The organism is Candidatus Symbiopectobacterium sp. 'North America' (genome assembly GCF_015762685.1).
Lineage (GTDB): Bacteria > Pseudomonadota > Gammaproteobacteria > Enterobacterales > Enterobacteriaceae > Symbiopectobacterium.
This window is the reverse complement of the sequence record NZ_PEHF01000066.1, coordinates 22,947-36,505: the sequence shown is the minus strand read 5'-3', so window position 1 is coordinate 36,505 and position 13,559 is coordinate 22,947. Positions and strand designations below refer to the sequence as shown.

Here is a 13,559-nt window from a genome sequence, read left to right as displayed (position 1 = left end):
AAATTTATCTTATTCCCACTTTTTGTTCGTGAGTTGCACGGGTAGCGTCACTATGCTGCACTAGCCTTGCCCACGATCTGTTCTTTTAGTTTCATTCCAGGACAATTATGAGCAAGAGCACCGCTGAGATCCGTCAAGCGTTTCTCGATTTTTTCCAGAGTAAAGGACACCAGATCGTTTCCAGTAGTTCACTGGTGCTGAATAACGATCCGACATTGCTGTTTACCAACGCGGGAATGAACCAGTTCAAGGATGTTTTCCTGGGGCTGGACAAACGCAACTATGTGCGTGCGACCACGTCACAGCGCTGCGTGCGTGCAGGCGGTAAGCATAACGATTTAGATAACGTAGGGTACACCGCGCGTCACCACACCTTCTTTGAAATGCTGGGTAATTTCAGCTTCGGTGACTACTTCAAGCGTGATGCCATTCAATATGCATGGGAACTGCTGACTGGTGTGCAATGGTTTAACCTGCCCAAAGAGAAATTATGGGTAACGGTATATGCCACCGACGATGAAGCCTATGACATCTGGGCAAAAGAAGTCGGCGTACCCGCCGAGCGCATTATCCGTATTGGTGACAACAAGGGCGGTCAATACGCGTCTGACAACTTCTGGCAGATGGGTGATACTGGCCCATGTGGTCCGTGTTCGGAAATTTTTTACGATCATGGCGACCATATCCAGGGCGGTCCTCCGGGAAGCCCGGATGAAGATGGCGATCGCTATATCGAGATCTGGAACCTGGTATTTATGCAGTTCAACCGTCAGGCTGATGGCACCATGGTTCCGTTGCCTAAACCGTCTGTTGATACCGGGATGGGGCTGGAGCGTGTTACTGCGGTATTGCAACACGTCAATTCCAACTACGAGATCGATGTCTTTACCACATTAATCCAAGAAGCGGCGCGCATTATTGGCACTCAGGATTTGAGTAACAAATCCTTGCGCGTTATCGCTGACCATATCCGCTCCTGCGCATTCCTGATTGCTGATGGCGTCATGCCATCCAACGAAAACCGTGGTTATGTTCTGCGCCGTATTATTCGTCGCGCGGTGCGTCACGGTAATTTCCTCGGTGCCAAAGAGGCCTTCTTCTATAAATTGGTTGCGCCATTGATTCAGGTCATGTGGGCGGCGGATGATGAATTGAAACAGCAGCAAGCGGTGGTTGAACAGGCGCTGAAAGTGGAAGAAGAGCAGTTCGCCCGCACCCTGGAGCGTGGCCTTAGCCTGCTGGATGAAGAGATCAAAAACCTGAAAGCGAACGTGCTGGACGGTGAGACGGCGTTCCGGCTGTATGACACTTACGGCTTCCCGTTCGATTTAACGGAGGATGTGTGTCGTGAGCACGATCTTACGGTGGATAAGGACAGTTTTGAGCGTGCGATGGATGCACAACGCCAGCGCGCGCGTGAAACCAGTGGGTTCGGCATCGATTATAACACCCTGATTCGTGTTGATGTGGCCACGCCGTTTACGGGATACGACAAGACACAGCAGCAGGCTACGGTTATCGCGCTCTATCAAAACGGACAGGCGGTGGAAGCGATCAATGCCGGTGAAGAGGGCGTGGTTATCCTCAATGAAACACCGTTCTATGGGGAATCGGGCGGCCAGGTCGGCGATACCGGGACACTGCATAATGCCAACGTGCGCTTTACCGTTGGGAATACCCAAAAGTTTGGTCAGGCAATTGGTCATCTGGGGTCTCTGACTCAGGGTACGCTGCGCGTCAATGATACGGTGAATGCTGACGTCGATAGTGAGCGTCGCGATCGTATTCGTCTTAACCACTCCGCTACTCACTTGCTGCACGCTACGCTGCGCCAGGTACTGGGCGATCACGTTGCGCAGAAAGGCTCGTTGGTTAACGATAACTACCTGCGGTTTGACTTCTCGCAACCTGAAGCCATGACGGCAGAGCAAATCCGTCAGGTGGAAGATATTGTCAACGCGCAGATTCGTCGTAACCACGACGTTGATACTAACGTGATGGCGCTGTCGGATGCAAAAGCGAAAGGTGCAATGGCTCTGTTCGGCGAGAAATATGAAGACCATGTGCGTGTATTAACCATGGGCGATTTCTCCACTGAGCTGTGTGGCGGTACGCACGCTAAACGTACTGGGGATATCGGTTTGTTCCAGATTGTCTCCGAATCAGGGACGGCGGCGGGCATTCGACGCATTGAAGCCGTAACGGGCAGTGGGGCACTGGCGGCGCTGCATCGTCAAAGTGACGTATTACAGGATGTTACCCAACTGGTCAAAGACGATAGCCATAACGTGGCGGAAAAAGTGCGTTCCCTGCTGGATCGTACTCGTCAGTTGGAAAAAGAGCTGCAACAGTTGAAAGAACAGCAGGCAGCCCAGGAAAGTGTCTCGCTCTCCTCAAAGGCGAAAACGATCAAGGGTGCGAAACTGTTGGTAACACAGTTGGATAACACCGACCCGAAATTATTGCGTACTATGGTGGACGATCTGAAGAAACAGCTCGGTTCAGCTATCATTGTGCTGGCAACCGTCTCAGAGGATAAAGTCAGCTTGATTTCCGGTATCACGAAGGATTTGACCGATCGTGTTAAAGCCTTTGAGTTGATTGGCTTTATCGCTCAGCAGGTCGGTGGTAAAGGGGGCGGACGTCCTGATATGGCACAAGCCGGTGGGAACAACCCTGCCGCTTTATCTTCGGCACTATCTAGCGTTGAAACATGGGTAACGGATAGGCTATAACTATAAATAGTGTGTTATCTCAACGAAACGCCCAAATATTCATTTTGGCGTTTTCCCCTTAGGCCAGGGACGTGCGTTGGGGGGAAATATCGGTCTGCCGAGCTTGTGTTGGTAAGCGGAGCATGCCGTAGCCCTTTGTTGTGATAACAAATGTCGTGATAAAACAGCGAAAACGGCTGACATCGACTAAACTAAAAGTAACGATACACTGGAGTAAGATGGCGGAGTGCGTTTCCCCATTTAGGTTTATGTTTTCACGGCGCATGATGGAGAATGGCGGGGAGACAAAGAGACCCGACTCTTTATAATCTTTCAAGGAGCAAAGAATGCTTATTTTGACTCGTCGAGTTGGCGAAACCCTCATGATTGGCGATGAGGTGACGGTTACCGTGCTAGGGGTAAAGGGCAACCAGGTTCGTATTGGTGTTAATGTGCCGAAAGAAGTTTCTGTTCACCGCGAAGAGATTTACCAGCGGATCCAAGCGGAAAAGTCGCAACCGACGTCCTACTGATTTACCAAGCGTCTCGCCTCTCAGGCGGGACGCGTCCGTTTTAGCTTCCCTGTATATCCTCCCATGCCGTTTTAGTTTCCTATGAGTGCGTTTTGTCACAGGCATCAATAGCCGTTAACGCTGTTGATAAAATAGACTTTTCGCTGTGAATCTGTGCGTGTTGGGTGTGATTTGTTCAAACAACCAAGAGTTAGGAAAAATTGTTTGACTTATAAGTCCGGGAAAGTAATATGTGCGCCACGCAGTACCGGTGAGCACGATGAAGGAAACATCATCATCACGGTTCGAAGGTTAGCGTGTTGGTGAGGTGGCCGAGAGGCTGAAGGCGTTCCCCTGCTAAGGGAGTATGCGGTCAAAAGCTGCATCGAGGGTTCGAATCCCTCCCTCACCGCCATTTACTATGCATCCGTAGCTCAGCTGGATAGAGTACTCGGCTACGAACCGAGCGGTCGGAGGTTCGAATCCTCCCGGATGCACCATTCCTCATGTTGTGAACCATAATATCCCATACTTTCCCTTTGATTTTATCCCCAGCGTTACCTGTACGCGGCTGATTCCCCCCTGCTAACCGCTTATACACCGATAACCTTGCTTTTTGTGGTTTTATTGAACCAGCGACATCATTTTGACTTTGCGCTAAAGTAACGGCTCTTTTGCGCTATTCACGGAGTCACGATGTACGATCGTTATCAAGGTCTTATTTTTGATATGGATGGCACCATCCTCGATACTGAGCCCACACACCGTGCAGCCTGGCATAACATTCTGGGCAAGTACGGCATGACCTATGATGCTCAAGAAATGGTGGCGTACAATGGGGCTCCCATTGAGAAAATCGCAGCGGTGATCCTGGCCCGGCATAACGTGGATATGGACCCAAAGGCGCTGGCGACTGAAAAGCTGGCGCTGGTGGAAGAGGTGCTGTTTGATACGGTTAAGCCGTTGCCCTTGATTGACGTGGTGAAAGCGTATCAGGGACGTCGACATATGACGGTTGGCACCGGTAGCCCATGCCATCTGGCTGACAGGCTGCTACGTCATCTTGGCTTGCGCGACTACTTTGTTGGTATTGTCGGCGCGGAGGATGTACTGCATCATAAACCGTTTCCTGACACCTTCCTGCGCTGCGCCCAGCTCATGCAGGTAGAGCCTGAAACCTGCGTCGTATTTGAAGATGCGGATTTTGGTATTCAGGCAGCGCAGCGTGCAAACATGGCTGTTGTCGATGTGCGAACGCTTTGAGTGCCTTCTAGGGACTGGTTTCTCTTTTCTGGAGTAGTTTTCTCAGCGCGACATTATTACCCGGCAGCTCTGAAGTGCTGCTGGTCTCTTTATTGGTGGCGAAGGTTACCGGCGCGGTGCCGCTGATTGTCGTGGCAACAATAGGCAATACGCTGGGCGGCATGACCAATCTGGTGTTGGGGCGCATTCTGCCACAGCCAAAACCGCGTACCGGCACATTGACCGCGCTACGCTGGTTACAGCGTTATGGTCCGGCGGCGCTTTTGTTGAGTTGGGTACCGGTTATTGGCGACGTGCTGTGCGTGGCTGCGCATGCCGTGGTTGTACTCCACGCTTTTTATCTGTATAGGGAAAGCGCTGCGTTATATCGTGGTGGCCATCGTGGCATTACAAGGAATGACTTTGTGGTCATAACGTGTAGCACTGTATTTTAGTAGAGATGATACGATTTCATTATGCGAACAATCATTACATCTAACAGCGGGAGGTCGATTTGATCCCGGATATATCACAAGCGTTGACCTGGCTTGAACATCACCCTGATGCGGTGAAGTGGATTCAACGCGGTATTGAACGCGAAACGTTACGCGTACAGCCCAATGGACATTTGGCACAGACAGGGCACCCAGAAAATTTAGGGGCGGCATTAACCCATCCCTGGATCACAACGGATTTCGCAGAATCCTTATTAGAATTTATTACGCCTGTTGATCGGGATGTCGATCACCTGTTGGCATTCTTACAGGACATTCACCGCTATGTCGCGCGTAACATCGGTTCTGAGCGGTTATGGCCGTTTAGCATGCCGTGTTTTATTCCCGATGAGACGAATATCGAGCTGGCTCAGTACGGCACATCGAACGTTGGCCGATTTAAAACGCTCTACCGTGAGGGGTTGAAAAACCGCTATGGGGCGTTGATGCAGACCATTTCCGGCGTGCATTACAACTTTTCACTGCCGCTGGCATTCTGGCAAGCGCGTGCGGGCGTGGCTGACGCTGAAAGTGGTAAGCAGGAGATATCCGCCGGTTATTTTCGTTTGATCCGTAACTACTACCGTTTCGGATGGGTGATTACTTATCTGTTTGGCGCATCTCCCGCCATCTGCTCTTCTTTTTTGCAGGGGCGTGAAACGGCATTGCCGTTTGAACGTAGTGAAAACGGGCTCTATTATCTTCCCTACGCGACCTCGTTGCGTTTGAGCGATCTGGGCTACACCAACAAATCACAGAGCAATCTGGGCATCACGTTTAATACGCTGGATGGATATGTGGCAGCGCTGAAGCGTGCGATCAAAACGCCGTCAGCGGAATATGCCGCGATGGGGATTAAACAAGGCGATCGCTACTTGCAGCTCAATACCAACGTGTTGCAGATCGAAAATGAACTGTATGCGCCGATCCGTCCTAAACGTGTAACTCGCAGTGGCGAAACGCCCTCTGATGCACTGATGCGCGGTGGCATTGAGTATATTGAAGTACGCTCACTGGATATCAATCCCTTTACGCCGTCAGGGGTCAGCGCCGAGCAGGTGCGTTTCCTCGATCTGTTCCTGATCTGGTGCGCATTGGCTGATGCGCCGGAAATGGATAGCGCCGAACTGCAATGTACCCGTAAAAACTGGAACCGTATTATTCTGGAAGGGCGTAAACCGGGGTTGACCGTCGGTATGGGATGTGAAACGCGGCAGCAGCCATTGGCCGGTGTCGGACATGCCTTGTTCCGCGATCTGCGCCGCGTGGCAGAAATGCTGGATAGAGAACATGATCAGCCCTATTATCAGCAGGTCTGCGACGAACTGAGCGTAGGGTTCGATAAACCGGAAAACACCTTCTCCGGGCGTCTGTTGCCGCTATTGAAAGCGCAGGGCTGCGGTAATCTTGGCTTGACGTTGGCAGACCGTTATCGTGAGCAACTAAGTCAAGAGCCTTTAGCGGTGTTGACGGAGGCGCAGTTTGTTGCCGAGAGTGAACGCGCCTGGCAAAAACAGCGCGCGCTGGAAGCGCAAGATACGCTGTCGTTCGAGGCCTATCTGGCTGCAACTCAGGTTTGAGCGGACACAAAATAAAGAAAAGGCCACGGTATAGGCTGTGGCCGAAAAACATCTTTGAGAAATAGGGATGATGATGATAAATGCGCGTCTTTCATAGAGTCAGACTCGTTGGGAACCAAAAAGTTTCTTGGAAAGATGAAAAAAGTCATTTTTTTTATGAGGAGGTGGCAACATGCCGTTATTAGATAGCTTCACCGTAGACCATACCCGCATGGCAGCACCGGCGGTTCGAGTGGCTAAAACCATGACAACCCCTCATGGCGACACCATTACCGTGTTCGATCTGCGTTTCTGTCGCCCGAATAAAGAGGTGATGCCGGAGCGCGGTATTCATACGCTGGAGCACCTGTTTGCCGGTTTCGTGCGCAAGCATCTCAACGGTGATGGTGTTGAAATTATCGATATTTCTCCGATGGGCTGCCGCACGGGATTCTACATGAGCCTGATTGGCACACCGGCAGAGCAACGCGTGGCTAAAGCCTGGAGCGCGGCGATGGAGGATGTGCTCAAAGTGACCGATCAACGCAAAATCCCTGAGCTGAACGAGTTCCAGTGCGGCACCTATGAGATGCACTCTCTGGAAGAGGCTCAGGACATTGCACGCCATATTCTGGTGCATCCGATTGGCGTCAACCAGAACGACGATCTGGCGTTACCGAAAGATAAACTGGCAGAATTGCATATCTAAAAAAATAAAAAAGGCCCCCTTCACCAGGTGCCTTTTTTGTTTGCATATCGTCACAGATGAAGCTTATTACTGTGCACGACTGCCGAAGTAGGCCAGCGTCAGTAACAGTGTGCCCACCATGCTGAACCATACCACGCGGCGTCCGCGCCACCCTTCATGGTAATGCCCCCACAGCACCAGAATGTAGTTGAACCAGGCAAACAGGGAGAACAGCGCCTTGTGCAGATTATCTTTGTTATCGATGATGTTATCCATGTAAAACAAGCCGCTGCATAACGTCATCGTCAGCAGGATGACGCCAATTTGCGTGACATGAAACATCTTGCGCTCAATGCTTAACAGCGGCGGCATTTCAGAGACTATGCTCAGCTTTTTGTTTTTGAGCAGATAATCGATCAGTGCTAATTGCAGCGCATAGAGTGCGGCAATAATCAGGGTGGCATAAGAGAACAACGCCAGCCCGATATGGAACAGCAGCCCCGGCGTTTTTTCCAGATGCGTTTAAACTCGCCCGGCAAAAAGCTGGCAAAGGCCAGATTAATAAGCGCAAACGCGTAAACGATAGGCAACAGAAACCAGCCTCGATTGCGCGATGCAACAACCGTCATCACGGTGCATATCATCAGGCTGATGGTAGAGCCGATATTCAACAGGCTAAGATTTTGCCCGGTTTGCACATCAAAAATGCGGTGATAGAGCGTAATAGCGTGGCAGATCAGGGCCACAGTCGCAGAGATCATCGTCAACCGGCGGTAGGCACTCTGTTTGCGCTATAGGCCAGGAATAATCAGTCCCAGGCTGATTGAATAGGCGACTAACGCTGTAATGGCAAAGAGTGGCATAATGATCAACACATTGAGCGGCTGCTGAAGTGATAGGGAGTGCCAGTATAGCGGTTGTCTCGTCACGCACCAACCGGTTATCGTCGCGCTTCACAGCAATCGTTTCGTCTTTCATGGTATAATCAGCCATATTTGTCCAGAGTGTCGCGTATGCGGCCCGCCTTTCGTTGAGCACAAGATAATGTTTGATAACTTAACTGACAGACTCTCGCGCACATTGCGCAACATCAGTGGCCGCGGACGGTTGACTGAAGACAACATCAAAGACACCCTGCGCGAAGTGCGTATGGCCTTACTTGAAGCCGATGTGGCGCTACCTGTGGTGTGTGATTTTATCAACCGGGTCAAGGAAAGTGCCGTCGGGCATGAGGTAAACAAAAGCCTGTTGCCGGGCCAGGAATTCATCAAGATCGTTAAAAACGAACTCGTTGCCGCGATGGGAGAAACCAACGAAGCCCTGAATCTGGCAGCTCAACCGCCAGCCGTGGTGTTGATGGCGGGTTTGCAAGGGGCGGGTAAAACCACCAGTGTGGGTAAGCTGGGCAAGTTCCTGCGTGAGAAGCACAAGAAGAAAGTGCTGGTGGTTTCCGCGGACGTCTACCGCCCTGCGGCGATCAAGCAGCTGGAAACCCTGGCTCAAACGTTTGAGGTGGATTTCTTCCCCTCCGACGCGCACGAAAAACCGCTTGATATCGTTAACCGCGCGCTGCAACATGCAAAACTGAAGTTTTACGATGTGCTGCTGGTAGATACGGCCGGCCGTCTGCACGTTGACGAAGCGATGATGGACGAAATCAAGCAGGTGAATGCGGCCATCAAACCTGTTGAAACACTGTTTGTGGTTGACGCCATGACCGGTCAGGATGCGGCCAATACCGCAAAAGCCTTTAATGAGGCACTGCCGCTTACCGGTGTGATTTTGACTAAAATTGATGGTGATGCGCGCGGCGGTGCGGCGCTGTCAATTCGTCATATTACCGGAAAACCGATTAAATTCCTCGGCGTTGGCGAAAAGACAGAAGCCTTGGAGCCGTTCCATCCCGAACGTATTGCGTCGCGTATTCTCGGTATGGGGGATGTGCTTTCCCTGATCGAAGATATTGAAAGCAAGGTTGACTGCTCTCAGGCGGAAAAACTGACGAAAAAGCTGAAGAAGGGGGATGGCTTTGATTTAACCGACTTCCTCGATCAGCTTAAGCAGATGCGTAACATGGGCGGCATGGCCAGCATGATGAGCAAGCTGCCGGGCGTGGGACAGTTGCCAGACAATGTGAAATCTCAAATGGATGACAAGGTGCTGGTGCGTATGGAAGCCATCATCAACTCGATGACGCAGCAGGAACGTGCCAAGCCGGAAATCATCAAAGGATCACGTAAACGTCGTATCGCCACCGGGTCAGGCATGCAGGTGCAAGACGTCAACCGTTTGTTAAAACAGTTTGACGACATGCAGCGTATGATGAAAAAGATGAAAAATAGCGGTATGGCAAAAATGATGCGTAGCATGAAAGGCATGATACCACCGGGTTTTCCGGGGCGTTAAGCGCGATTTTTTTGCTCTTGGCAGCGCAAGTTGACTCTTTAGATTGCTTTTTGCGCCAAAATGAGTAAAAATTTCGGGCTTTTTATATGACACCCGGGCCCCGTTCCTCGATGGGGCCGGGCTGTTTTATTAACTAAAGAGGATGTTATGGTAACAATTCGTTTGGCACGTGGCGGCGCGAAAAAACGCCCGTTCTATCAAGTCGTCGTGACTGACAGCCGCAATGCACGCGACGGTCGTTTCATCGAGCGCGTCGGTTTCTTCAACCCGATCGCAGCCGGTAAAGCCGAAGCTCTGCGTCTGGATCTGGACCGTATTGCACATTGGGTTGGCCAAGGTGCAACTATCTCTGATCGCGTTTCTGCGCTGATCAAAGATGCTAAAAAAGCTGCGTAATCTGCTGCGGTGGTGACAATGAGCAAGCAACTTAACCCGTCATCCCCTGTTAATCCCATCGTGATGGGAAAAATAGGGTCAACGTATGGTATTCGGGGTTGGCTCAGAGTGTTTTCCTCCACCGAAGAAACCGAAAGCATTTTTGATTACCAGCCTTGGTATATCCAGTCTCAGGGATCCTGGCAGATTGTCGAGATCGAAAGCTGGAAACACCACAATCAGGATCTGATCATCAAAGTAAAAGGTGTTGATGATCGTGATGCGGCAAATTTATTAACGAACGCTGAGATCGTTGTAGATTCTGTACAGCTTCCTGATTTGGAGGAAGGAGATTATTACTGGAAGGATCTTTTTGGCTGCGAAGTCATCACATCCGCGGGATATCAGCTGGGCAAAGTCATTGATATGATGGAAACCGGTTCTAACGATGTGCTGGTGGTCAAAGCTAACCTGAAGAATGCCTTCGGCGCGAAGGAACGGTTGATTCCGTTTCTGACCGGACAGGTTATAAAGCACGTAGACCTTTCTACGAAAACGATTGAAGTAGATTGGAACCCGAGTTTTTGAGCTCTGAATCAAACGAACGAACTGAGTGGAACGAAAAAATGTGGATTGGGGTGATTAGCCTGTTTCCCGAGATGTTTCGCGCAGTGGTTAATTATGGAGTCACTGGTCGGGCAGTAAAAAATGGCCTTCTGAACGTAACGTGTTGGAATCCACGTGATTTCACTTACGATCGGCATCGTACCGTGGACGATCGCTCTTATGGTGGCGGCCCCGGTATGCTGATGATGGTGCAGCCTTTGCGGGATGCCATTCATGAAGCAAAGGCCGCGGCAGGCGACGGTGCCAGGGTGATTTATTTATCACCGCAGGGCCGTAAGCTGGATCAAGAGGGCGTACGGCAGCTCGCAACGCATCAGAAGTTGATTCTGGTGTGTGGCCGGTATGAAGGGATTGACGAGCGCGTAATCAGAACCGAAATTGATGAAGAATGGTCAATCGGGGATTACGTTCTCAGTGGCGGTGAGTTGCCAGCAATGGTACTTATAGACTCGGTATCCCGTTTTATTCCCGGCGTACTGGGGCATGAATCTTCTGCGGAAGAGGACTCCTTTGCGGATGGGCTGTTGGATTGTCCGCACTTCACTCGTCCTGAAGTGCTGGAAGGCGTGGAGGTTCCCCCAGTGTTACTGTCGGGAAACCATGCTGAAATACGTCGCTGGCGATTAAAGCAGTCGCTTGGCCGAACCTGGCTTAGAAGACCTGAACTTCTGAAAAGCCTAGCTCTGACTGACGAGCAAACGGCGTTGCTGACTGAGTTCCAGCGTGAACATCAGTCCGAGCAACGAGAGGATTAGGGCGTTGCACTTCGGTGCGCGTACCCATGTATCAGTTTACCTAGGGTAAGAGACATATTATGAGCAACATTATTAAGCAGCTTGAACAAGAGCAGATGAAACAGGACGTACCTGCATTTCGTCCGGGTGATTCCGTTGAAGTGAAGGTATGGGTCGTTGAAGGTAGCAAAAAACGTCTGCAGGCATTCGAGGGCGCGGTTATCGCTATTCGTAACCGCGGTCTGCACTCTGCATTCACTGTTCGCAAAATTTCTAACGGCGAAGGCGTAGAGCGTGTATTCCAGACTCACTCTCCGGTTGTTGACAGCATCACAGTGAAACGTCGTGGTGCAGTACGCCAGGCTAAACTGTATTACCTGCGTGAGCGCACTGGTAAGTCTGCTCGTATCAAAGAGCGTCTTAACTAAGAGTTCGCTAACGCGACATCCAAAAGCTTTAGTTATTAAGGGTTTAGCCAATGGCTAAGCCCTTTTTTTATGGCGATGGCGACGGTGGGCATAAAAAAACCCGCTTATCTGAGGGTCATGTTGACGTTTGGTGTTAAGTCCAGAGCGTACCCTTATTTGAGCGGGTTGGATGTGGTGACACAGGTTTGACATCTCCCGGCGTCATAATCATATCTGCGATGGTTTCCAGTGACTTAAAGGTACAACCGCAATTGATGTTTGTGCACTGGTGATAGCGTTCTTTGGTTTTGGTGCTCAGGTAACGGCTGGATCTGGCATGTGCTGCATGTAGGAACAATGGGCAATGCATCATAATATTGTCACCTCTACGGGGCATTTAGTGGATATTATTCTATCACTGAGTTTGCATTTGAAAATAAAAATTCGAAATTGAATTGTTATTCTGCATCAAACTCCCCGCACTTCCAGCTCTAACTGCGCGGTATATCCGCCATTGCTCAGGGCTTGCGTCACTTTTGATATTTTCCACGGCTGCTCGTCGATCACCTGCTTAAAGCCGCTGACCTGAACCGGGATTTCGGGGAACAGGTCAGCGAGCCCCATTGCCAGCGCAATAGAGAACTCGGCGACACCGCGCTGTAATTTGTCGCATTTTGCCTTTGCTTGACGCATGGCCTGCTCCTTGGTGGAAAACACGGTGGTCAGTTCCAGCACATTTTCATCGGTGCCGACCATGTAGTTACCCTCACGCGCCTCTAGCACCTTTGTTGTTTTCTTCGCTTTGGGATGGGTGGGTTGTGGCCCTTGGTGCAGTAATAATTTGCGCTGCACCTTAACCTTTTTGGGTTTCTTCGGCTTTGGCTCTTTGGTGTGCAGCCAGCTTGCCGTCACCCCTGTATAAGCTCCCCGGTCAGCCAGGCTAAAGCTGTGACGATCGCCGTCACTGCGTTCAATCATCTGTTGCGGGATAGGTTTACCGCTGGCCGTTTTTCCCGTTCCGGGGCGGATAAACAGCAAGCGCCCGGCTTTAATGGCCGCAATTGCACCGTTGCGCTCAGCCAGCCGGGTAATAAATACCGCGTCGGTTTCCTGCGTCTGGTCGATATGAGGGATTTTTATCCCCTCGAACCCGTCAGCCAGCATCGGTACAAGGTTATTGCGCGTTGCCACTTGCTCGACAATCGCCCCTAACGTGGTGTCGTGATATGACAATTCCCGGCGCGAGTTGAGCGATCCGCGAAAATCCGCGCTGCGCGCCCGGATAGTCACCGTGTCCGGTGCGCCCCGGTGTTCGATTTCGTCCACGGTGAAATCGCCTTTGCCGATCAGCGCTTCCCCCTGCCAACCTAAAAACACCCACAGCACCGCGCCCCGGTGGGGCAACTGTACCTGCCCGTCGCTGTCGTCCAGCTAGATGTCGAGCTGGTCGGCCTCAAAGCCCCGGTTATCGGTCAGGTTAAGCGATAGCAGACGCGGGCTAATGATTGTCGTAATGTCCTGCTCATTCAGGCGCAGCAGGTACGCGGGGGCGGTCTTACTGCCTGCGCGAACGTTTACCGGGTTAATCATGAGAACAATCCCCCGATGGTGGATTGTGCCTTATTGGCAAGCTCTCCGGCGCTGCCGATCAAGCCCTCGGCCTGCTGGCGTAAATCACCCAGCATGGCAGACAGCGAGGAGTCTACGCGGGTCAGCGTCACGGTAAATTCAATGCGCCGGGCGCGCCCATCGGGGAAAAAGTCGGTTTTTGTCTGGATGATACTGTTCACCACAAACACCC

12 protein-coding genes, 2 tRNA genes and 3 pseudogenes are annotated in these 13,559 nt (G+C 51.3%); 13 read left to right on the top strand and 4 right to left on the bottom strand.

Features of this window, described 5'->3' with window-relative positions; all coding sequences use genetic code 11:
* Positions 1 to 107: 107 nt before the first annotated feature.
* The 8 genes and pseudogenes from alaS to luxS all read left to right on the top strand — a co-directional run bounded on the left by alaS (position 108) and on the right by luxS (position 7,230).
* A complete protein-coding gene (alaS, locus tag CS369_RS14255; protein WP_196907630.1) occupies positions 108 to 2,735 on the top strand; it encodes an alanine--tRNA ligase in 2,628 nt (875 codons plus the stop codon).
* Between the two features lie 326 nt (positions 2,736 to 3,061).
* Positions 3,062 to 3,247: a carbon storage regulator CsrA gene (gene csrA, locus CS369_RS14250; protein ID WP_196907629.1), complete on the top strand. Its 186-nt coding sequence runs from the start codon at positions 3,062 to 3,064 to the stop codon at positions 3,245 to 3,247.
* A gap of 301 nt (positions 3,248 to 3,548) precedes the next feature.
* Positions 3,549 to 3,641 (top strand) — tRNA-Ser (locus CS369_RS14245).
* An 8-nt stretch (positions 3,642 to 3,649) separates the two neighbouring features.
* Positions 3,650 to 3,726 (top strand) — tRNA-Arg (locus tag CS369_RS14240).
* A gap of 196 nt (positions 3,727 to 3,922) precedes the next feature.
* Positions 3,923 to 4,489: a fructose-1-phosphate/6-phosphogluconate phosphatase gene (gene yqaB / locus CS369_RS14235; protein ID WP_196907628.1), complete on the top strand. Its 567-nt coding sequence runs from the start codon at positions 3,923 to 3,925 to the stop codon at positions 4,487 to 4,489.
* Positions 4,490 to 4,503: 14 nt separating this feature from the next.
* Positions 4,504 to 4,903: pseudogene (locus CS369_RS14230) on the top strand (YqaA family protein).
* A gap of 79 nt (positions 4,904 to 4,982) precedes the next feature.
* The gene (gene gshA, locus CS369_RS14225) at positions 4,983 to 6,542 is read left to right on the top strand and encodes a glutamate--cysteine ligase (RefSeq protein ID WP_196907627.1); all 1,560 of its coding nucleotides are present in this window, start codon (positions 4,983 to 4,985) and stop codon (positions 6,540 to 6,542) included.
* A 172-nt stretch (positions 6,543 to 6,714) separates the two neighbouring features.
* On the top strand, positions 6,715 to 7,230 hold the full coding sequence (gene luxS, locus CS369_RS14220) for an S-ribosylhomocysteine lyase (protein ID WP_196907626.1): 516 nt from the start codon (positions 6,715 to 6,717) through the stop codon (positions 7,228 to 7,230).
* Positions 7,231 to 7,296: 66 nt separating this feature from the next.
* On the opposite strand, the pseudogene CS369_RS14215 reads toward luxS, so the two are convergent.
* A pseudogene (locus tag CS369_RS14215) lies at positions 7,297 to 8,072 on the bottom strand (inner membrane protein YpjD).
* A gap of 181 nt (positions 8,073 to 8,253) precedes the next feature.
* On the opposite strand from CS369_RS14215, the gene ffh reads away from it, so the two are divergent.
* The 5 genes from ffh (at position 8,254) to rplS (ending at position 11,779) form a co-directional block, all read left to right on the top strand.
* On the top strand, positions 8,254 to 9,615 hold the full coding sequence (gene ffh / locus CS369_RS14210; protein WP_196907625.1) for a signal recognition particle protein: 1,362 nt from the start codon (positions 8,254 to 8,256) through the stop codon (positions 9,613 to 9,615).
* A gap of 147 nt (positions 9,616 to 9,762) precedes the next feature.
* Complete coding sequence (rpsP, locus tag CS369_RS14205) at positions 9,763 to 10,011, top strand: 30S ribosomal protein S16 (protein WP_196907624.1); 249 nt, start codon at positions 9,763 to 9,765, stop codon at positions 10,009 to 10,011.
* 18 nt (positions 10,012 to 10,029) lie between these two features.
* Complete coding sequence (gene rimM, locus CS369_RS14200; RefSeq protein WP_196907623.1) at positions 10,030 to 10,578, top strand: ribosome maturation factor RimM; 549 nt, start codon at positions 10,030 to 10,032, stop codon at positions 10,576 to 10,578.
* 38 nt (positions 10,579 to 10,616) lie between these two features.
* The gene (gene trmD, locus CS369_RS14195) at positions 10,617 to 11,372 is read left to right on the top strand and encodes a tRNA (guanosine(37)-N1)-methyltransferase TrmD (protein WP_196907693.1); all 756 of its coding nucleotides are present in this window, start codon (positions 10,617 to 10,619) and stop codon (positions 11,370 to 11,372) included.
* Between the two features lie 59 nt (positions 11,373 to 11,431).
* Positions 11,432 to 11,779: a 50S ribosomal protein L19 gene (gene rplS / locus CS369_RS14190; RefSeq protein WP_196907622.1), complete on the top strand. Its 348-nt coding sequence runs from the start codon at positions 11,432 to 11,434 to the stop codon at positions 11,777 to 11,779.
* Positions 11,780 to 11,912: 133 nt separating this feature from the next.
* On the opposite strand, the gene CS369_RS14185 is transcribed toward rplS, so the two are convergent.
* The 3 genes and pseudogenes from CS369_RS14185 to CS369_RS14175 all read right to left on the bottom strand — a co-directional run bounded on the left by CS369_RS14185 (position 11,913) and on the right by CS369_RS14175 (position 13,479).
* Complete coding sequence (locus tag CS369_RS14185; RefSeq protein WP_196907621.1) at positions 11,913 to 12,131, bottom strand: DNA-binding transcriptional regulator; 219 nt, start codon at positions 12,129 to 12,131, stop codon at positions 11,913 to 11,915.
* A gap of 95 nt (positions 12,132 to 12,226) precedes the next feature.
* A pseudogene (locus CS369_RS14180) lies at positions 12,227 to 13,348 on the bottom strand (phage late control D family protein).
* Positions 13,345 to 13,479, bottom strand: a complete 135-nt coding sequence (locus CS369_RS14175) for a hypothetical protein (protein WP_374191069.1) — start codon at positions 13,477 to 13,479, stop codon at positions 13,345 to 13,347. The pseudogene CS369_RS14180 and the gene CS369_RS14175 overlap by 4 nt, the downstream one beginning before the upstream one ends.
* Positions 13,480 to 13,559: the final 80 nt, after the last annotated feature.